The sequence below is a fragment of the Metabacillus mesotrionivorans genome (assembly GCF_052171315.1).
In the GTDB taxonomy this organism is placed as follows: Bacteria; Bacillota; Bacilli; order Bacillales; family Bacillaceae; genus Bacillus_P.
This window is the reverse complement of record NZ_JBQMFF010000001.1, coordinates 150,072-170,202: the sequence shown is the minus strand read 5'-3', so window position 1 is coordinate 170,202 and position 20,131 is coordinate 150,072. Positions and strand designations below refer to the sequence as shown.

The window sequence follows — 20,131 nt, the reverse complement described above, 5'->3', positions numbered from 1 at the left end:
GTTATAAAAAAGGACACAAAAAAAGCCTCCCGCACACATGCAGGAAGCTCTGATCTGTTATCCAAGAATATGATAGCCTGAATCAACATGAAGGTTTTCTCCGGTCATGCCGCGTGCAAGGTCACTGAACAAAAACAGCGCAGTGTCGCCGACTTCTTCAGGAGTCGTTGTGCGGCGGAGCGGGGCACGCTCTTCAATGTCCTTAAGGATTGAGTTGAAGTCGCTGATGCCTTTTGCTGAAAGCGTGCGGATCGGTCCTGCAGAAATGGAATTCACACGGATGCCGTCTTTTCCGAGGTCGCTTGCAAGGTAGCGCACGCTTGCATCAAGCGACGCCTTTGCTACACCCATTACATTGTAGTTCGGAAGGACTCTCTCTCCTCCAAGATACGTAAGTGTGACGATGCTTCCGCCTTCTGTCATCAGGCCTCTTGCCGCTTTTGCAACAGCCGTGAGGGAATAGGAGCTGATGTTGTGGGCAAGCAGAAATCCGTCACGAGTCGTATTCATGTATTCTCCGCTTAATTCTTCTTTATGGGCAAACGCGATACAGTGAGCAATGCCATGAATAACGCCGACTTCATTTTTAATCGCTTCAAAACATGTTTCAATCTCCGCATCGTCTGTCACATCGCACGGCAGAACGATCGAATCGCTGCGGTCAAGCGTCTCAACGAGATCACGCACTGATTTTTCAAGACGTTCCCCTGCATATGTAAAAATAAGACGCGCTCCCGCTTCGTGAAGAGAACGTGCAATTCCCCAGGCAATGCTTCGTTTATTTGCGACGCCCATTACGACAACATTGCGTCCAGCTAATGATAAGTTCATTTGGAATCCTCCCGATTAATACATGTTATTAGTACCTGGTTATAATTATAGCATGTAATTGATACGGGAACAATCTCGCGTTTCTTTCTAACCCAAATACTTCTGATAAATCTTCCTTGCTTCAGCCGGGTCTTTTGTGCCGTGAATTAGCGCCCGGCCGTCGCGAAAAACAACCACCCGGTTTTCATCTGCCTGAAAAGAGAGCAGATACGGATTGGCCGTTATCTTTTGAGCCGCACGTTCCAGCTGTTTGGCGAGACTTTGAAAATCAAGACTTCGGGCTTCTGCGGGCCTGATCTGAACTGTATCCCTTCCGCAAAGCACGGACGCTTTTGCGCTTTTGTCCCAGGTCAGGTAAGGGTAGACAGGATCTTCTCCGCAAGAAGGACACGACGGGTTTTTGACTTTGGCAACGCTGATTTTGCTGAATTGATTACGCCACACATCAAAGGAAAGAAGCTCTCTTCTCATCGCTGATTTTTCACCTGTCAGCCACTTAAACACCTCTGCCGTCTGGTAAGAAGCCGTGATTTGAACGGCAGGACTGATAATTCCCGCCGTATCGCACGTCTGGCCTTCCATCGGAATCTGCTTAAGCAGGCAGCTCAGGCAGGGACCCTCCCCCGGCATTACTGTATAGGTCAGCCCGTAGCTTCCGACACATGCCCCGTAAACCCAGGGAATTCCCCGCTTCAAAGCAGCATCGTTGATCAGCATGCGGGTTTCAAAATTATCCGTCGCATCCAAGATCATATCGGCATCATGACAGTAATCAAAGATGGAATCCGCCGTCACATCATCAATAACGCCCCTGACTTTCACCTCACTGTTGATGGAGGCAAGTCTCCGTTCAGCAGCTGCGGCTTTCGGCATCCGTTCTTTTGCATCCTGCTCTGTATATAGCTGCTGGCGCTGAAGGTTGCTCCACTCGACGTAGTCACGGTCAACGATTGTGATTCGGCCAACTCCTCCCCTGACAAGCATTTCAGAGCTGGCTGTGCCGAGTGCACCTGCTCCAATGACGAGCACATGACTGTTTATGATTTCTTTCTGGCCTTTTTCCCCAATAGGGGCGAATAGTTGCTGTCTTGAGTAGCGTTCCATTTAGGTTGTGATCATTCCTTCTTCAGGACTGCTTGCAACAGCATAGGATTTAACAGGGATACGGCCTGCTTCATAACTCAGCCGTCCCGCTTCGACCGCAAACTTCATGGCTTTGGCCATTTTCACGGGATCTGCTGCTCCGGAGACAGCCGTATTCAGCAGCACGCCGTCAGCGCCAAGTTCCATCGCTTTCGCTGCATCAGCGGCAGACCCAATCCCTGCATCCACAATAACCGGCAAGTCAGTCTGTTCGATAATAAATGTGAGATTGAGTGGATTGATGATTCCCTGCCCTGATCCAATTGGGGATGCCCCGGGCATTATGGCGTGGACGCCTGTCTCTTCAAGCCTTCTGGCAAGTACAACGTCATCAGAAGTATAAGGAAGAACGATAAATCCTTCTTTTACGAGTTCTTCGCTTGCTTTAAGCGTTTCCACCGGATCCGGCAGGAGTGTTTTCTGACACCCAATCACTTCTACTTTTATCATATCACACAGACCTGAAGCTTTAGCGAGCTTTGCAATTCGGACGGCTTCCCCGGCCGTTTTGGCGCCTGCCGTATTCGGAAGCAGTGTATATGCGGTCAAATCAAGCTTCTCAAGCAAGTCTGGCTGAGACGGCTCGAATACATTCATCCTGCGGACAGCAAACGTCAGGATCTCCGCTTCTGACACTTCTGCCGCTTTCTTTTGAATGTCAAAAGACGGATATTTCCCTGTTCCAAGCAAGAGCCGTGATTTAAACGCTTTCCCTGCAATTTTTAACATGTGTCATCCTCCTCCTACAAAATGAACCATTTCAAGAACATCACCGTCATTTAAAATTGCGCGATGATAGCATTCCTTATCAAGGATTGTTTCATTATGTTCAATCATGACCGTTTTATGGCTCAGCTGATAAAATGCCAGAAGATCTTCAATTGTCTTTATGTGCGAATCCAGCTCAGCTGTGCTGCCGTTCAATTTGATTTTCATGATTTCACCTCTGTCCGCCGGTTTAATCCAAACTCTCTTTCATACTCTTCCTTGACCGGGCGATTCAAAAACAAATCCCTTACCATTTCGCCTGTTTTCGGAGCCAGCAGAATACCGTTCCGGTAATGTCCTGTTGCCGCATAAAGATTTTTCATGCCTTCATGCTTAAAAATGTATGGTTTCGCATCGCTCGCTGCCGGTCTCAGTCCGGCCCAGGCTTTTTGGAAAACACCCTTTTTTATGCACGGCATAATGGAAACAGCCTTCTCCATCAAGGAAGACATTCCTTGTATTGTAGGTTCTGCCCTCCAATTTCCCTCCTCCATCGTCGCACCGATAATGATGCTTCCGTCAGATTTTGGCACAAGGTAGCAGCTTTCATGAAAGACCGTTGACGCTAAACGGAACCCATCCGGCATGATGGAAAGACATTCGCCTTTAACAGGATGAACTGGAGCTGAGATGCCTACTTCCCCAAACAGCTGGCCGCTCCATGTCCCGCCCGTAATCACAAGCGCTTCACAATAATGAGTCTCTCCTGCAGCTGAAACTTCATAGTGAGAAGGCTCTGCCCGCTGTATACGTCCCGCTGCAGCTCCTTCAAGGATGGTTCCTCCGTTTATTTGTACCGCCCTTGCCAGAGCCCGGCAAAGAGCGGAAGGGGAGACCTGGCCATCTTTTGCAATGAACAGGCCGCCTTGAAGATCCTCTGTCAGGTTACTTTCTTTCTTTAGGACAGAATCCCTTGAGAGCCACTCAACATCCGGTTCTTTCCCTGCTCTATCCCTAAGGGAAGCAGCTTCCTCAGCCGTCATAGCAAGTTTCAGCATCCCATTGTAAACAAGCTGAATATCTATACCTGTTTCCTCAAGTAATCCGGCTGAAAGCCCGGGATAGAGAGACGCGCTCTCTTCGGCAAAACGGAAAAAAGCATCTGCCCTTTCCGTTTCTGTATGAGCCCCAAGCATGCCTGCTGCAGCGGATGATGCCCCGCATCCGATCTTCCCTTTTTCAAATACAGCTACTTTTATACCTGCCTTTGACAGAAAATAGGCAGACATCAGGCCGATGACTCCTCCCCCGACAATTCCAGCATCATAAAATGTCCTCAACCGCCGTTCCTCCTTTCAGCTTTCGTGCAAGCTCTTTTGCCGCCTCCACGGGTTTGTCTGCTGAAAACACATAAGACATGGCTGCTGCACCTGCGATTTTCAGCTTTTTCAGTTCCGGCAGCACACCAGGAGTGATTCCTCCAATTGCATAGACAGGGATGGATACAGATTCACAGACTGTTTGAAGAAAAGAAATTCCTTTCGGCTCAAGACCGTTTTTTGAATTTGTCTGAAAAACATGTCCGGCAATCAGCCAGTCTGCTCCTTCTTTCTCCCTCTGGATTGCCTCTTTTGCTGAATGAACCGAACATCCTGCCCCGAGGTAAGGGTAGTGCTCTTTAACAAACTTCACAGGCAGTCCATGTGACGGAAGCTGGACTTTTGCCAGTCCTGAACGCACCGCTGCATCCACGCTGCCGTTCATGATCAGTTTTGATTTTGGAACCCCGCTGCGCGCAAGAAGCTCAACTAGTTCCACCAGGTCTTCTGCTGACTTGTCTTTCTCTCTTATGTGGATGGCATCCGCAAATTTATGTACGTCTGTGATGATGGAAACCAGTGATTCTGCAGAATGCCTTCCATCCGTTACAAAATGAAGCTTCACTTTTGAAGCTGCAGCGAGTCTGCACGTCCCCACGCTTCGAGATTTTCAGCCATATCCCAAAAGCGGTATTCATACATGGAGCTGATCAGGAAATGTTCTTTCATCATCATGCGCTCATGCGCGCTTGCTTTTTCAGCCAGTTCATCAAAACGGTTCACCTGTTCAAGGACAAGCTCTTTAAACCAGTCGCCATGATAGGTCTCAATCCATTTTTCATAGACGGCATCATCAGGCTCACAATCCTTCAGACGCTCTCCCACTTCGTAATAAAGCCAGTAGCACGGCAGCAGCGCAGCTATGATTTCACCGAGATTTCCGGTCGCGACTGCGCGGTACATATGAGACGTATAAGCATAAGCTGTCGGCGCCGGCTTAAATTCCGCGCGTTCTTTTTCCGTAATTCCGAGCATTTTGGAAAACTGCTGATGAAGGGAAAGCTCTGCCTCATAGGTTCCCTGAGAATGAACGGACATTCTGAACGTCGTATGCAGATCCGGGGCCATTGCACCGGCAAACGCCTGCACTTTTGCAAAGTGGGTCAAGTAATACGAATCCTGCATCACATAAAATTTGAACTTTTCCTTTGAAAGTGTTCCATCACCGATTCCTTTTACAAAGGGATGGTGAAAGCTCCCTTCCCACCACTCGTTTGCGTACTCCCTGCATTCTTTTGAAAATAGCATGACGTTTCCTCCATTTCTTTTTAAAACAGCAAAAAACCACTTTTCGCATAGAAAAGTGGTGTATGAAATAGACCCTTACACCACTTCCCTACGCTGGTGTTAACCAGATCAGGTTCTGAGGGTCTCGGTGGCAAACTCCGATCTCAGCCCTTCTGAAGGGCTCCCCTAGCGGTTTATCGTATAAAATTTTCTGAATGTTTTACATGCCCATCATACCACGATAAAAATATCTTTCAAGGCTTTTTCAAGAAATTTCCGCTTAATTTTTGTGAAACTCAAGCTCCTGCTTCAGTTCATCGATATACTCGGATGATCCCGTCAAAATCAGAAGATCTCCCCGTTTCAGCTCCGTATCGCCGTGAGGAACAATCGACTCATTCTCCCGGAAAATCCGGACAAAAATGACGTCTCCCGTAAACGGGAAGCTCCTGAGGACCATGCCGTCGTAACGTCTGTTGTTCATTTTGATCTGATACAGGGCAGATTCGCTGTGCGTCAGGATTTTCATGATGCCCGGCGCTTCGATCAGGGCTCTGAGCAGCGTTTTGGTCGAGAGCAGAACAGAGAACACATCAATATTTTTTGCTTTCAGCTGCTCATCAAGCAGGGGCGAAGCAATACTTGCAATGACCCTGTCGACTTCAAGCTCTTTTGCCATCAGGGCTATTTCCGCATTCGCATCCTCATCGCCTGTTGCTGCAATCAGAATATCCGATTCAAATACCCCTTTTTCCTGAAGCGTCTCAATCGAATAATCTTCAACCTCTTCGATTTGAAAAAGAGATTCGGCAATCTGCTGTTCGTTTTTATCAACATGCGTATGATAGATGATTGTTTCATACAGATTCGGATTCAGTTCTCTTGTAACAGGCAGCGTCATTTGATTGGCTCCTATGAACGCAACCTTCAGTCTTTTCTTTGAACCGAGCTTTTCCGGGAAAAGCTTTTTAAATCCAATCGGCGTAAAGATGCTTGTCAGAACGGCCGTCAAAATGAGCGCCCCGGACATCTGCGAGTCAATGACATTCACCCGTTCTCCAATCGTCGCTGCGGCGATAACAAGCGACAATGTGGATGTAAGCAAAAATCCAGCAGCAAGCGTTGTTTTCGTATCGTACCATCTTTTTAAAAGATAAATCGGCAAAATTTTTGAAATCAGCAGCGCGATAAACAGCAGCGGAATCAGCATCAGAATTTTAGGGTCTTTAAACAGCGACCAAATATCAAGGTCCACTCCAACCATGACAAAGAATATCGGAATCAGAAAGCCGTACCCGAACGAATCCATTTTCTGAACCATTTCCTTGTTCGGGGAAAGAAGAGATACGAGCACGCCTGCTAAAAAGGCACCGAGAATATTTTCTGCACCGATCGTTTCTGAAAGCGCAACAAGCACAATAATCAGCGTAAAAACAGCTCTTGTCCCAATTTGAATCGTGCCTTTAGAAAGCGTCTCGATAAACGATCTGCTCTGAAAGGTTTTGCCGATAAAATAAAGGGCAACACCCGCTCCGAACAAAATGAGCATCAGCCACATATTCGTATTTTCCCCGCCATAAATCGACGCAAAAACAGCCAGCAGAATCATCGTCACCAAATCGGCTATGACGGCGACAAGAAGAATAATCTGCCCGATGTTCGACTTCATGATGCCTGCATCTTTAAGCGTCGGCACGACCACCCCGAGTGAGATGGTCGAGATGATCAGCGTCATCAGGAACGCATTTTCAATAAATCCGATCAGAACAAACAGGTAAGAGAGCAGCAGGGAAAGAATAAAAATGCCGACAAAAACAAGAAAAGAGACAAGGAACGTATTCGGCGCCTCTTTTCCCGATGGCAGCACTTCTTTTTTCCTGCCCCCGATAAATGCTGTGAAATCAATTTCAAGACCGCTCAGAAACATGAGAAAAATAAATCCGAGCATAGACAGCGTTTCGAGCCACATATCCTGCTGAACAAGGTCAAACCCGCTTTTGCCGATCACAATACCCATAATTATCTCTGCTACGACGACCGGCATCACTTTTATTTTGAAGCGGTGCAGTATGAGCGGAGTGATAAAAGCTGCGAGCAGGACAATAACAAGTGATGAAAAAGAAGCTCCGTGCAAGGTTTTTCCCTCATTTCTGTAGTTAGATTAAGTACTGCATAAACATAGTGGCCATTCCAAAATAAATAAGGATGGAAATAATGTCATTAATCGTTGTAATAAACGGACCGGATGCAACGGCCGGGTCGACCTTCAGCCTGTGCATGATAAGAGGCACAAACGCTCCGGCAATTGTCGCGACAGTCAGCGTGGCAAGAATGGATACTCCGACAAGCAGACCAAGATACAGATCCTGTTTCCAAAAATACACGACGCCCGTTACAAGAACTCCGCAGACAGCACCATTAATTAAGCCGGTTCCCGCTTCACGGGCAATGATTTTGAAGTTTCCGCCTTCTTCATCCCCCATGGCAATTCGGCGGACGGCAACTGCCAGTGCCTGCGTGCCTGTATTTCCGGCCATGCCGGCAATTAATGGAATGAAGACTGCAAGAATTGCTACCTTATCAAGAGTTTCTTCAAACTGCCCAATCAGATTCGCCGTCAGCATCCCGAGAAATAAAAGAATCACGAGCCATGGCAGTCTTTTTTTAGCAGCGGAAAGAGGACCTCTGTCAATAGAGTCCACATCCGAAACCCCTGCGAGCTTGGAATAGTCATCTGAAGCTTCTTCATCAATAACGTCCACGATATCATCAACCGTAATAATTCCAAGAAGGTGATTTTGAAAATCAACAACCGGCAGCGCAAGAAAGTTGTAATCCCGCATTTTCCGGGCAACTTCTTCCTGGTCTTCCCCAACACTGACGGAAAACACACGCTCGCTCATGATTTCGCCGATCATCACATCATCGTCACTGACTATTAAATCTCGGAGAGAAATAACTCCCGCCAGATGCTTATCTTCATCAATGACATACAGATAATAGATGGTTTCAGCATCAGGAGCCTCATGCTTAAGGATATGCATCGCCGATTTGACGGTTTGATTCGCCTGAATCGCGATAAATTCCGTCGTCATGATACTCCCTGCTGTAAACTCTTCATAATGAAGGAGCTCGCGGATTTCCTTCGCTGCTTCATCGTCCATAATGGTCAGGTAGCTTGCAACCTGATCTTTGTTGAGCTCATTCAGAACATCTACCGCATCATCCGCATACATGTGCTCAAGCATTTGCGAAGCAAACCTTGGATCCATTTCTGACAGATACATTTCGTAGTTGTATTCTTCATCTTCGATATTTTCAAACAGGGCAGCCATCTCTTCGGGAGACAAATACTGATAGACCCTTGAACGCTCTTCCTGTTGGAGCTTTACGAACATTTTTGCCTGGTCATATGGATGCTGCTCCAAAAACAGCGAGCGAAAACCGTCAAAGTCTTCATTCTCCAATGCAGTCATAAGCGTTTCTGTCTCAATGACAACTTTTTCTTTTTCTTCTGACATAAAGAATCTCCTCCTCTCCCTGTCTCTAAATTACCGGGAAATCAAAATGTCATGAAATTGTGATACAAATCGTCTATTCGCTGTGAACATGCGCCGGTACGGCATTCTGCAGTCTTCACAACCGTTTTTTCATTGTGATAAGGTATCATGTTTTTGACTGATTTACAAATGAATCCTTTGCAAAACCGTCAATTTTCGCTAAGATTGTAAAAGATGATTTTCGCTTGCAAGCTAAGCACAAACCATATAATGACTGAAAGTACAAGAAAGGGATCCCGTATGAACACAGATAAATCCCCACAGCAGCAATTGGATTACACGCTGATTTTTATTATGTTTTTAATGGCACTGACCAGTGCCATCGCCATAAGCAGTGCCCAGCCTACTTTACCCGAAAAATTGCAGAATATAAACTTTGCGTTTCTGCAGCTCAGATGGTACATCATCGGTATTATCGCCGTTATTGGAACGATGATTATCGACTTTGACCGCTTCAAGCAGCTCTCATGGTATTTATATGGATTCGGGATGCTTTTGCTCATCGGCCTTGAAATTCTTCCGCCGCCGATTGTAGAGCCGATCAAAGGCGCGACAAGCTGGTACACACTGCCCGGAATCGGAAACTTCCAGCCTTCTGAATTAATGAAGATCTTCATGATTATTGTGCTCAGCAGAATTATAGCAGATCACAGGGAGAAATACGCAACCAATACTGTGAGAGACGACTTGCTCCTATTAGGTAAAGTATTTGCAGCAGCCGCACCTCCCATACTCCTGCTGATGAGACAGCCGGATACAGGGATGACGATGGTTTTTTGCGCCATCATCGGATCACTGATCCTCGTCTCTGGCGTGAAATGGAAAATCATTCTCGGCTTCGTTTTTTCAGGTGCTGCCGTTTTTGCCATGGGAGTCGGCATCTATTTTGCCTTCCCGAGCTTTTTCAACACGTATATTCTTGATACGAACTCATACAAGCTGGACCGGATTTACGGCTGGCTGAACCCTTATGAATACTCAAACGATATCGGATTTCAGCTGATTAAATCGCTCCTTGCCATCGGCTCCGGTGAATTATACGGCAAAGGCTATCAGCAGCTGGAAGTATACCTGCCTGAAGGACATACGGACTTCATCTTTGCGATTATCAGTGAACAGTTCGGCTTCATCGGCGGAAGTATTGTCATATCCCTGTTTTTCCTTCTGATCTACCGGATGGTTCACATCGCACTTGAAAGCAACGACCCGTTCGGCAGCTTTCTTTGCACGGGCGTAATCGGCATGATCACATTCCAGGTTTTCCAGAATGTCGGCATGACCGTCGGCCTCCTGCCGATTACAGGACTTCCGCTCCCGTTCATCAGCTACGGGGGAAGCTCGCTTGCCACTTATATGATTGCTATTGGAATTGTGCTGAATGTCCGGTCTAGAACGAGAAAGTATATGTTTGATTAACCCGCTTGCATGAGCGGGTTTTTCTTTATTGTGGGATGCAATTGTGTATTTAATGAAAGAATAAAGCCAGATGCTTTTTTTTGCTAAGATGAAGAAAAGAGAAGAGTAAGGAAGTGTTAGGTGTGAAGCTCGATATTATCGGAGATATACACGGATGTTTTGATGAGTTTAAAAGCTTGACGGAAATGCTTGGGTACGACTGGGCCGGCGGATTTCCGCTCCACCCTGACCGGAAGCTTGCGTTTGTAGGCGATCTTGCTGACAGAGGACCAAAATCGCTTAAGGTTATTGAAACCGTTGTGGCTTTAATAGAGAATCATGCAGCCTATTATGTGCCCGGCAACCACTGCAATAAATTGTACCGTTACATGCTCGGGAACAAAGTCCAGGTCGCCCACGGACTTGAAACTACAGCAGCAGAGCTTGAGGCCCTGGAAGAAGAAGAACGAAAACAGATCTATGCAGGCTTCATGAACCTGTACGAACAGGCTCCTCTCTATCAGGTGCTGGACGGCGGTGCACTGGTCATTGCCCACGCCGGGATCCGGGCAGATTACATAGGAAAAACGAATAAAAAGGTCAAAGAATTTGTTCTGTACGGAGATATTACGGGCCAAACGAATCCGGACGGCACCCCTGTCAGACGAGACTGGGCAAAGCTGTACCGCGGAAAACCCTTTATCGTATACGGACATACGCCGGTGCGCAAAGCCAGATTCGTCGGGAACACAGTCAACATTGACACCGGAGCAGTATTCGGCGGAATGCTGACAGCCCTCAGGTACCCGGAAAAAGAGACTGTGACTGTGCCCTCTTCCATGCCTTACGTTGAAACACGTTTCAGGGAGCTGGACGGGGCGGAGTGAGGGGATGAAGGTGGAGGTAATTGTTGTGAAAGGGTATCATTTCTATGAAAATGGTGCCCTTTATTTTGGAAGGTGCGGATTTACAGGGTTTCGTATTGGTGTAATGGTGTCTTATATTTTTGCGGGAATCTTTTATAGGGCAGCGTTTTAGGGTTTTGCTGCCCTATATTTCTGAGGGAGCTATTTATAGGTTTGCATTTTCATGTTTTACTTCCCTATATTACGGATGGCGCATTTTATAGGGTTGCATTTTCATGTTTTACTGCCCTATATTTCGGAGAGTGCTTTTCATAGGGTTGCATTTCAGCAATCCAAACTCTTTTCAGGCACACTAACTACCTCTTTTTCTAGCAAGATCTTGGGCATTTCAGTTGATTTGCGTCCCTGAATGTTGCAAGTCAGCTAAATCCTGGGCTGGTGCAGATCCGCTCTTCTGGGCAGGGTGCATTACTGCCGCCAATCCGGCCAGCACAACCAGCTTCATCCGATTTACAACTAACTATCCATGCATAACTGCCAACTTTCCCTGTTTAACTACCAACCCTCTTTAAAAACAGCATTTCTGCCAGGTGACTCTATAGAATCCAACTACCAAAAAACCACCGTCATGCTCGACGGCGGTCTTCTTTCAATTATAAACCTTTCAGCACTGCCTGCATATCTGCTGGAATCTCCGCTTCAAACGTCATTTCCTTCTCAAGAAGCGGGTGAAAAAAGGAGAGTTCTCTGCTGTGCAGTGCTTGTCTCCCGATCAGGTCCCTGCTTCCTCCGTAGAGGCTGTCTCCGCAAAGCGGGTGCCCGATATAAGCCATATGCACCCGGATCTGATGAGTGCGGCCGGTTTCGAGCCGGAGAGTTACAAGGGTGTACTTTTCCGCAGAAGACATCACCTGATAATGCGTGACTGCATCCTGTCCGTCTTCCAGCACAGTCCGTTCGATGATGCTTTCCTCTTTGCGTCCGATTGGTGCATCTATCGTTCCGCTCTCCTCGGTCAAAGCCCCTTCTACTAAAGCGGCATATGTCCGCTTAATGCTTCCCTGCTTTTGCATGGAAGAAAAAAGCGAATGGGCAAAACGGTGCTTCGCGACAAGCATGAGTCCCGAAGTATCTTTATCCAGGCGGTTCACAGCATGAATGGTTGCAGCGATTCCGTTTTCCCGGTAATAGTCCAGCAGGCCGTTTGCAAGGGTTCCGCCCGGGTGTTCTCTGGACGGGATTGTGGGTACAAACGGAGGTTTGTTGATCACAAGGCACCATTCGTCTTCATACACAATATCCAAATCCATTTTTTCCGGAACGATCCCTGCACTTGGCTCTTCAGGAGGAAACGTCACCTTCAGGACATCTCCGGCAGAGAGCACTGCGCGGACTGTTGCATGTTCCCCGTTCAGCAGAATGCTTCCTCCTGCAAACTTGATGTCGGTTAAGGCACGCTTTGAAATTTTTTTCTCTTTCAAATAGTCTTTGATGGTTTTGCCTTCGTCTTCAGAAGGAATTATCCATGATAATAAAAACGCGTCCACAGGCATGTCACTCCGATATGAATGAATCGCGGACACGCTTCCAGAATGGAAACGGTCTGAACCGCGCAAATCTTATTTTTTCATTGGCTACCCTGCACTGAATCGATTTTACATCTTTGTGGAGAAGTGTTAAGTGATCAATTGTAATTTGAAAATCCACATCGTTAACCGGTTTCAGCAGGCATGTGTGATGGTCCGGCAGCACAAGCGGCGAACCTACCGTTCTGAACACTCTGTTGTTGATGGAAGCCATTTCAGCCACTTGAATGGCAGGGATAGAGGGATGGAGAATGGCTCCTCCAAGGGCTTTATTATAGGCTGTCGAGCCGGATGGCGTTGACATGCAGAGCCCGTCTCCTCTGAACGTTTCAAAAAGCTGGCCTTTGATTTCTACATCCATAACAAGAGAGCCTTCTATTGCCTTCACGGTGCATTCATTGAGAGCAAGGTATCTTGCTTCGCGTCCGCCGTCATTATGTCTGATGATGACCTCAAGCAGCGGGTATTCCACTACCTGATAAGGCGTTTTGGCAATGGCGATCACAAGCTTTTCAATTTCATCAGGGACCCAGTCTGCATAGAACCCGAGATGCCCCGTATGCACCCCTACAAAAGCCGTTTTATCAAGTCTGCTTCGGTATCTGTGAAACGCATACAGGAGCGTTCCGTCTCCTCCTACAGAAATTACAATATCAGGCTTGTCCTCGTCATACTCAAGCTGAAAGTCCATCAAATAGGCTTTCATTTTATGCATCAATGTATTTGATACTGTGTCACCTTTAGATGTTACTGCAAATTTCATAGCAGCATGCCCCTTTTTTCATCATTTATCATTCTTGTCCGTTTTTCTTGAAAAAATGACTTGTGCATCCCGTATCTCCCCGCGGATCTTAGACATCTCTTCATCGAGCAGAAATGCTGCCTCCGCAGAGCTTTTCAGCCTGATTTTAATGTCCTCCGGAAAATTCCCGCTGTACTTGTAATTCAGGGAATGCTCAACGGTCGCCCAGAAATTCATCGCAAGCGTCCGGATCTGAATCTCCACAAGGATGCTCTTCTCCCCTGAAACCGTCTGGACAGGATACTCTGCCACCACGTGATAGGAGCGGTATCCGCTTGCTTTTTTCTGTGTAATGTAATCCCGTTCTTCGATGATTTTAAAGTCGTTCCGCTTCCTGAGCATCTCCACAACAATTTTAATATCATCAACAAACTGGCACATCATGCGGATGCCTGCAATGTCCTGCATCTCGCGTTCCAGAGCGTCAAGCGGAATTTCTTTTCTCTTCGCTTTATCCAGAATGCTCGCGATTGGCTTCACCCTGCCGGTAACAAATTCAATTGGGGAATGCGTCCCTTCTAATTCATACTGAGACCTGGTTCCTCTCAGCTTTACTTTCAGCTCATCCACCGCCTGGCGGTACGGAGCTAAAAACACTTCCCAGTTTCTGCCGATCATAACCTTCCCCCTTTTGTAAAAAACGAAGCTGCAGCATACACTGCATTTGATCTCTTTTTAAGAAAATCCCTTATGTATCAATCTTCCAAACCGAATATTTCTACTGCTTTTCTTTCCATTTCTTCCCCGTAGTTTGCATTTCCTTTTATATTTTCGAGCAGGGATGATAATTCATCATGAAGATCCTTTAGCTCAATCGTCAGCCCATTGACCGTCAAATATGTCGGTATGCTGCTGTCGAGTGTTTGTTTAAGCTCCGGCCAGATCTTTGAAGGAAGATTAGCGTAGATAAATTCCTCTTGATGATCCAATATGTATATAAATGAAAGCTGATCCGAATCTGCAAGCACCTGGCCCACTGCAGTAAGTCCTGCAAGGTCTGACTCTTCAAAAGGCTGTGCCTGAAAGATCATCCGGTCATTTTCGCGCACTGCCCCTGTTACTTCAATTCTCTGTTTCATAGCAATCTCCTTCCAAATCAATTCCACGTTTATTCCACGTCTATTCTAACATATTCCCCCTTTACATGATAAACATTGAAAACCCGTTTTTTAATTGCGATAATGGAAGAAGATAGTGTCAGAACGGAAAGGAACATCGTATATGAACCAGGAAATTGAAATTGAATATAAGAACCTGCTTACAAAACAGGAATTTGACAGATTGACCGATTTTTTCGGTTTTACAAAAGATGCATTCAGCCTTCAGGAAAACCATTACTTTGACACGCCTGATTTTCAGCTGAAAGCTTCAAATGCTGCCCTGCGCATCCGGTTTAAAAACGGAAACTATGTGCTTACACTGAAAGAGCCTGCAGAGATCGGACTGCTTGAAACACACCAGCAGCTGAACAAAGTAGAAGCGGAAGGGCTGCTATATTCGAACGAGCGGCTAATAGAGGGGGCCATTACAAAACAGCTCCAAAACCTCGGAGTAAATTCAGATGACTTGAGGTTTTTCGGCACGCTGTCCACCTCACGGGCTGAAAAAAACACAGATGAGGGCTTAATTGTGCTTGATCACAGCCGATATTTAAATAAAGAGGATTACGAAATTGAGGTTGAAGTGACAAATGCGGAAGAGGGATATCGTTCTTTTCAGAACCTGCTTGCCTCTCACCAGATTCCGGTTCGCGAAACCCCTAATAAAATCAAACGTTTTTACGACCAAAAACTTCTGACGGAAAACAAGTAAGGAGTAAAAAGCAAATGGATATCACCCATCTTAAATCGGCCCTGCAGCTGCAGGCATTGCGGAGTCTTTCAGGAGAAGAAACAACGGCTTCCCCCCTGTCCTCCCATTCTTATTTCAAGGATGTTTTTCAGTCTTTTATCAATGAGGACCAGAAAAACGATTCCGTTGCTGTCCGAACGCCAATTAGACTGCCGGTCCAGCTGACGCAGCCAGCGCCTTTACTAAATGATCACGTTCAAATAGAGAGTGCTCCAAAGCCTATGCCGGAAAATAAAACCTCACATATTGACGGCATTATATCTCAAATGGCAGCCAAATATGGCGTGGACGAGAAATTGATCCGTTCAGTGATCAGACAGGAATCAAATTTTAATCCGGACGCGGTCAGTCATGCGGGGGCGGCAGGACTCATGCAGCTCATGCCTGCCACGGCCCGGTCGCTTGGTGTATACAACGCTTTTGACCCGGTTCAGAATGTGGAAGGCGGCACCAAATACCTGAAGCAAATGCTCACGAAATACAGCGGAAACGTATCGCTTGCTCTCGCTGCCTATAATGCAGGGCCGGGGAATGTGGATAAATACGGCGGAATTCCCCCTTTTAAAGAAACACGAAGCTACGTTCAAAAAATTACAGATGCCTATTACGCCTGATGAAGAGCTGATTCCAATGAATCAGCTTTTTTTTGCTGTTTCAAATACAGGACAGACCAGAAAAATCCCTGTCGCCTAAAAGCATAATTCCTTATATAATGAGAAAGAACTAAAGACATTCAGAGCAGTTTGTTTGAGCAATGGTAAGTCAGTTGTTACAATAAGCTTATTACGAAATAAAGGAGATCACTGGAATGGCTGATCAATTTGCAACACCGTACGAGGCGATTGGAGCAGATGCACTTTCGCAGCTGGTTGATGCCTTTTACCTAAGAGTGCATAAGCATCCTCTGCTCTCTCCGATTTTTCCGGATGATTTATCGGAAACAGCCAGAAAACAAAAACAATTTTTAACGCAATACTTGGGCGGACCGTCTTTATATACAGAAGAACACGGACATCCCATGCTTCGCGCCAGGCATTTGCCATTTGAAATAACGCCTGAGAGAGCAAGCGCGTGGCTGTCCTGCATGGAAGAAGCAATGGATGAACTGGATCTGGATGAACGATTTCAAGCATGGTTTTTTGAACGGCTGGAGCTGACGGCCCGGCATATGGTGAACACACCTGACAAAGAGCTGCAAGAGAAAGGGATACACCAATGATGATAAGCCACAGTGAGAATACGGCACCTTTTTTCTCTCACTGCCAGGGAAACTCAAAAAAACCGCTTGAGATTTACATGTTTATCGATCCTTTATGTCCTGAATGCTGGGCTCTTGAGCCGATCATTAAAAAGCTGCAGATTGAATACGGGCGTTTTTTTACTTTGAAACACATTATCAGCGGCCGTATCAACACGCTTAATCAATTCAGAAAGAGAACACCCGCCAATCAGTCAAAAGCATGGGAAAAAACGGCCAGTCTGACCGGCATGTCCTGCGACGGCATCCTTAAGTCAGAAAGCAGCATTTCAGCACCTTTTGCAGCATCCCTGGCGGTTAAAGCTGCCGAGCTTCAGGGAAGAAAAGCCGGAATCAAATATTTGCGTAAGCTTCAAGAAGTTCTGTTTCTTGAAACGAGAAATATTTCAGAAGAAAGAGTACTCCTGGAGATTGCAAAAGAAGTAGGACTGGACGAAGATGAATTCATAAGAGATCTTCATTCGCCAAGCGCCGCGAAAGCACTTCAATGCGATTTGAAAATTTCTTCCGAGATGGAGGTTCAGGAAAATCCCACTCTTACGTTCTTCAATCAGAATGTGGATGAAGAAGGGCTGAAGATAAGCGGAATCTATCCTTACGAAATGTATGTAGGCATCCTGTCCGAAATGATCGGAGACCTGCCGAAAAAATCTGTCGCTCCCCCTCTTGAAATCTTTCTGAGCTATTACCGTTTTGTAGCCACAGCCGAAATTGCCGCTGTCTACAATTTGACCCATGAAGATGCGGACAGAGAAATGAAAAAGTATATGCTTGCTCAAAAAGCAGAACGTGTCCCGCTCAAACACGGCACTTTCTGGAGATATACCGGATGAACGGACCCTGTACTTTATGTACGGGTCTTTTTTCTTATTCCCTTTGTACATCTATAAAAAACCAGGTAATGTACATGATCAGAGAATATTAAAAAAGAGTTCAGCGCATGCAGCTGACTCCATTTTAGAAAACGCTTACAATTTATACGCTAAAAAGACTCCGCACGGGTAATACGGAGTCTTCTGTATGTCTTAACGACAACAAAGGGGATGGGAGAAATTTTTCACGGTCAAACAAAGGGGTAAATGTTTGTTTGTGATTAATTTCACATCTATAATATATCAGATTCTGTCGACTTATGACAACCCATTGAGCTTCATTTCACAAATTTGTCACAAACATAAAAATGCCCGGCACTTCATAGTTTTTTAAAAAGGACAATCCGGGAGGAGATTATGAATAACCGCATCCCCTTGTTTATCAGCGTCGTAATCCTGTTTTTCAGCTTTTTCCTGAACGTTCTTGGGCTGATGGAAATGTTCCCGCTGCTGATTTCTTCGCCGCTTTTGTTTGTTTCAATTTTTGTAACTCTGTACTTTGTGAATCACCGGAATACGTTTAAGGGATTTTAGATGAAAGCAGAAAACCTGCAGCCACGAGCGCTGCAGGTTTTTCTTTTATTCAGACAGAAGCTGTTCCATTTCGTTCAGTTTTTCTTCAAATACCTTAAGCGCCTCTTCAATCGGCTCTTTTGAAGTCATGTCTACGCCGGCTTTTTTGAGGACTTCAATCGGGTAGTCAGAGCTTCCTGATTTGAGGAACTCAATGTATCGTTTAACGGCAGGCTCCCCTTCTTCAAGGATCTGTTTGCTGAGCGCCGTAGCTGCACTGAACCCTGTTGCATATTGATAGACATAGTAGTTGTAGTAGAAATGAGGAATTCTTGCCCACTCAAGCCCGATTTCTTCATCTACAGTCAAATGTTCGCCAAAGTATTTTTTATTCAGATCATAGTACAGTTCAGTCAGAAGATCAGGAGTCAGCGGCTCTCCGTCCTGTGCTTTTTTATGAATGGCATGCTCATATTCCGCAAACATCGTCTGGCGGAAGACCGTGCCTCTGAATCCTTCAAGGTAATGATTTAAAAGATACAGCTGTTTCTTCTTATCATCGATTGTTTTCAGCAGGTAATCATTCAATAGTGCTTCGTTGCAGGTAGATGCCACCTCTGCCACAAAGATTGAATAGTGCCCGTACTGATAAGGCTGTGAATTGCGTGTGTAGTAGCTGTGCACAGAGTGCCCGAATTCATGTGCAAGTGTAAAGAGATTATTTACGTTATCCTGCCAGTTCATAAGGATATAAGGATTTGTTCCGTATGTGCCTGATGAATAGGCGCCGCTTCGTTTTCCTTTGTTTTCATGAACATCGACCCAGCGGTTTTCAAACCCTTCGTTTAAAATAGCGATGTACTCATCTCCAAGAGGAGCAAGGCCTTTTAAAAGATAATCCTTTGCTTCTGGGTACGGCACCTTCATCTTCACGTCTTTTACGAGCGGTGTGAACAGATCATACATGTGCAGCTCTTCAAGTCCAAGAACTTTTTTACGGAGCTCAATGTACTTGTGCAGCAGGTGAAGGTTGTCATTCACTGTTTTCACAAGGTTTTCGTATACTTCTTCCGGAATGTTGTTGTTGCTGAGTGCCGCTTCGCGCGCAGAAGAATAGTTTCTTACTGTTGCGTAGAAATTATCTTTTTTAACGGCTCCGCTTAACGTGCTTGCGAATGTATTCTTATATTTGTCGTAAGTGCCGTATACAGCTTTGAATGCATCTTCTCTTACTCTGCGGTCTTCACTTTCAAGAAAGCGGATATAGCGGCCGTGGGTGACTTCCACTTCTTCGCCGTCTTCATCCTTGATGGACGGAAACTCAAGATCTGCGTTGTTCAGCATGCCGAATGTATTGCCTGAAGAACTGAGAACATCCGATGCCTGAGCAAGCATGGCTTCCTGCTCGGCTGAAAGAACGTGCGGGCGCTGGCGGTTAATTTCATCCAGTGTATGTCCGTATACCTTCAGCTCTTCTTTTTCCTGAAGGAATTCTTTGATCTTCGCTTCATCCATTTCAAGGATTTCCGGTATCATGTAGGATGACACGCTGCTTGCCTGCGTATAGAGGTTTGCGGCGCGGTCGTTCAGTCCCTGATAGTGGGAGTTTCCTGTATCCTGATCGTATCTCATATGCGCGTATGTATAAAGCTTTCCAAGTCTCTCCATTACTGAATCCTGATACGTTAAGGCCTCAAGAAAAGCATCTGCAGAATCTCCAAGCTTTCCTTTAAACTCTTCCATTTTCGGCAGGGCTGCTTTTACTTCTTTAAATTCCGCTTCCCACGCCTCGTCGTCTTTAAAAATATCTTCAAGTCTCCACGTGTCTTCTACAGCAATTTCAGACCGTTTCGGCAGCGTTTTTGCAGCTGTTTGTTCTGTCATGGATATATCCCCCTTTTAAACATGATTACTCCAATAATATTCTATATTTTCTATCAAATCAATTGAAGAGTCTTGCTATTTTCAGTCTATATCAGACATATCCCGACGGGGTCCGTCATTTTCTCCCCCGTGTTTCTGCATCGATTTTGCAAGGATGTAGGCAATGGCTCCCGAGCTAGCTGCTGTTACAGTAAAATCAAATAAAGTCGCTTTCTTTTTCTTCTTATAAAACATACTCATTCCTCCATTTTTCGTT

The 20,131-nt window shown here is 45.9% G+C and carries 22 protein-coding genes and 1 riboswitch; of the genes, 7 read left to right on the top strand and 15 right to left on the bottom strand.

The genetic code is table 11. From position 1 onward, the window contains the following. Positions 1–57 precede the first annotated feature (57 nt). The 9 genes from fabI to mgtE all read right to left on the bottom strand — a co-directional run bounded on the left by fabI (position 58) and on the right by mgtE (position 8,809). Positions 58–831, bottom strand: a complete 774-nt coding sequence (gene fabI / locus ACTSEZ_RS00745; protein ID WP_369732251.1) for an enoyl-ACP reductase FabI — start codon at positions 829–831, stop codon at positions 58–60. Positions 832–918: 87 nt separating this feature from the next. Then, on the bottom strand, positions 919–1,935 hold the full coding sequence (locus ACTSEZ_RS00740; RefSeq protein ID WP_369732250.1) for a MoeB/ThiF family adenylyltransferase: 1,017 nt from the start codon (positions 1,933–1,935) through the stop codon (positions 919–921). Beyond that, positions 1,936–2,703 carry a thiazole synthase gene (locus ACTSEZ_RS00735; RefSeq protein ID WP_369732249.1) on the bottom strand — a complete coding sequence of 256 codons (768 nt, stop codon included), beginning with the start codon at positions 2,701–2,703 and terminating at the stop codon, positions 1,936–1,938. Positions 2,704–2,706: 3 nt separating this feature from the next. Next, positions 2,707–2,910, bottom strand: a complete 204-nt coding sequence (gene thiS / locus ACTSEZ_RS00730; protein WP_369732247.1) for a sulfur carrier protein ThiS — start codon at positions 2,908–2,910, stop codon at positions 2,707–2,709. Further along, positions 2,907–4,022, bottom strand: a complete 1,116-nt coding sequence (gene thiO, locus ACTSEZ_RS00725; protein WP_369732246.1) for a glycine oxidase ThiO — start codon at positions 4,020–4,022, stop codon at positions 2,907–2,909. Before thiO ends, thiS begins: the two co-directional genes overlap by 4 nt. After that, a complete protein-coding gene (locus ACTSEZ_RS00720; RefSeq protein ID WP_369732245.1) occupies positions 4,006–4,626 on the bottom strand; it encodes a thiamine phosphate synthase in 621 nt (206 codons plus the stop codon). Before ACTSEZ_RS00720 ends, thiO begins: the two co-directional genes overlap by 17 nt. After that, the gene (tenA, locus tag ACTSEZ_RS00715; protein ID WP_369732244.1) at positions 4,623–5,309 is read right to left on the bottom strand and encodes a thiaminase II; all 687 of its coding nucleotides are present in this window, start codon (positions 5,307–5,309) and stop codon (positions 4,623–4,625) included. The genes ACTSEZ_RS00720 and tenA overlap by 4 nt, the downstream gene beginning before the upstream one ends. Before the next feature lie 68 nt (positions 5,310–5,377). Then, a riboswitch (TPP riboswitch) is annotated at positions 5,378–5,486 on the bottom strand. A gap of 82 nt (positions 5,487–5,568) precedes the next feature. Continuing rightward, complete coding sequence (locus tag ACTSEZ_RS00710) at positions 5,569–7,422, bottom strand: monovalent cation:proton antiporter family protein (protein ID WP_369732243.1); 1,854 nt, start codon at positions 7,420–7,422, stop codon at positions 5,569–5,571. A 22-nt stretch (positions 7,423–7,444) separates the two neighbouring features. Continuing rightward, positions 7,445–8,809 (bottom strand): magnesium transporter, encoded by a 1,365-nt coding sequence (gene mgtE, locus ACTSEZ_RS00705; protein ID WP_369732242.1) that lies wholly within the window; start codon positions 8,807–8,809, stop codon positions 7,445–7,447. 279 nt (positions 8,810–9,088) lie between these two features. Between mgtE and ACTSEZ_RS00700 the strand changes: the two genes are divergently transcribed. Next, entirely contained in the window at positions 9,089–10,264 is a 1,176-nt protein-coding gene (locus ACTSEZ_RS00700; protein ID WP_369732241.1) for an FtsW/RodA/SpoVE family cell cycle protein, read from the top strand. Between the two features lie 122 nt (positions 10,265–10,386). Continuing rightward, positions 10,387–11,130, top strand: coding sequence for a bis(5'-nucleosyl)-tetraphosphatase PrpE (gene prpE / locus ACTSEZ_RS00695; protein ID WP_369732240.1), 744 nt, complete (start codon positions 10,387–10,389; stop codon positions 11,128–11,130). 632 nt (positions 11,131–11,762) lie between these two features. Here the strand turns inward: prpE and ACTSEZ_RS00690 are convergent. From ACTSEZ_RS00690 to ACTSEZ_RS00675, 4 genes are all read right to left on the bottom strand, one after another. Further along, the gene (locus ACTSEZ_RS00690; protein ID WP_369732239.1) at positions 11,763–12,656 is read right to left on the bottom strand and encodes an RluA family pseudouridine synthase; all 894 of its coding nucleotides are present in this window, start codon (positions 12,654–12,656) and stop codon (positions 11,763–11,765) included. A 7-nt stretch (positions 12,657–12,663) separates the two neighbouring features. Then, a complete protein-coding gene (locus ACTSEZ_RS00685) occupies positions 12,664–13,458 on the bottom strand; it encodes an NAD kinase (RefSeq protein WP_282034824.1) in 795 nt (264 codons plus the stop codon). A gap of 21 nt (positions 13,459–13,479) precedes the next feature. Then, positions 13,480–14,115, bottom strand: a complete 636-nt coding sequence (yjbM, locus tag ACTSEZ_RS00680; protein ID WP_152554693.1) for a GTP diphosphokinase — start codon at positions 14,113–14,115, stop codon at positions 13,480–13,482. 77 nt (positions 14,116–14,192) lie between these two features. Further along, positions 14,193–14,576 carry a UPF0738 family protein gene (locus ACTSEZ_RS00675; protein WP_369732238.1) on the bottom strand — a complete coding sequence of 128 codons (384 nt, stop codon included), beginning with the start codon at positions 14,574–14,576 and terminating at the stop codon, positions 14,193–14,195. 142 nt (positions 14,577–14,718) lie between these two features. Here ACTSEZ_RS00675 and ACTSEZ_RS00670 point away from each other — a divergent pair, with 142 nt between their 5' ends. The 5 genes from ACTSEZ_RS00670 to ACTSEZ_RS00650 all read left to right on the top strand — a co-directional run bounded on the left by ACTSEZ_RS00670 (position 14,719) and on the right by ACTSEZ_RS00650 (position 18,012). Beyond that, the gene (locus tag ACTSEZ_RS00670; protein ID WP_369733050.1) at positions 14,719–15,309 is read left to right on the top strand and encodes a CYTH domain-containing protein; all 591 of its coding nucleotides are present in this window, start codon (positions 14,719–14,721) and stop codon (positions 15,307–15,309) included. A 14-nt stretch (positions 15,310–15,323) separates the two neighbouring features. After that, entirely contained in the window at positions 15,324–15,962 is a 639-nt protein-coding gene (locus tag ACTSEZ_RS00665) for a lytic transglycosylase domain-containing protein (RefSeq protein WP_369732237.1), read from the top strand. Positions 15,963–16,156: 194 nt separating this feature from the next. Beyond that, positions 16,157–16,567, top strand: a complete 411-nt coding sequence (locus ACTSEZ_RS00660) for a globin domain-containing protein (RefSeq protein WP_369732236.1) — start codon at positions 16,157–16,159, stop codon at positions 16,565–16,567. After that, complete coding sequence (locus ACTSEZ_RS00655) at positions 16,564–17,439, top strand: ClpXP adapter SpxH family protein (RefSeq protein ID WP_369732235.1); 876 nt, start codon at positions 16,564–16,566, stop codon at positions 17,437–17,439. The genes ACTSEZ_RS00660 and ACTSEZ_RS00655 overlap by 4 nt, the downstream gene beginning before the upstream one ends. A 396-nt stretch (positions 17,440–17,835) precedes the next feature. Then, the gene (locus ACTSEZ_RS00650; protein ID WP_369732234.1) at positions 17,836–18,012 is read left to right on the top strand and encodes a hypothetical protein; all 177 of its coding nucleotides are present in this window, start codon (positions 17,836–17,838) and stop codon (positions 18,010–18,012) included. Positions 18,013–18,057: 45 nt separating this feature from the next. Here the strand turns inward: ACTSEZ_RS00650 and pepF are convergent, their stop codons facing one another. Both pepF and ACTSEZ_RS00640 read right to left on the bottom strand, forming a co-directional pair. Next, positions 18,058–19,875: an oligoendopeptidase F gene (gene pepF, locus ACTSEZ_RS00645; protein WP_369732233.1), complete on the bottom strand. Its 1,818-nt coding sequence runs from the start codon at positions 19,873–19,875 to the stop codon at positions 18,058–18,060. Between the two features lie 81 nt (positions 19,876–19,956). Next, on the bottom strand, positions 19,957–20,109 hold the full coding sequence (locus ACTSEZ_RS00640) for a hypothetical protein (RefSeq protein ID WP_369732232.1): 153 nt from the start codon (positions 20,107–20,109) through the stop codon (positions 19,957–19,959). Between the last annotated feature and the right edge of the window lie 22 nt (positions 20,110–20,131).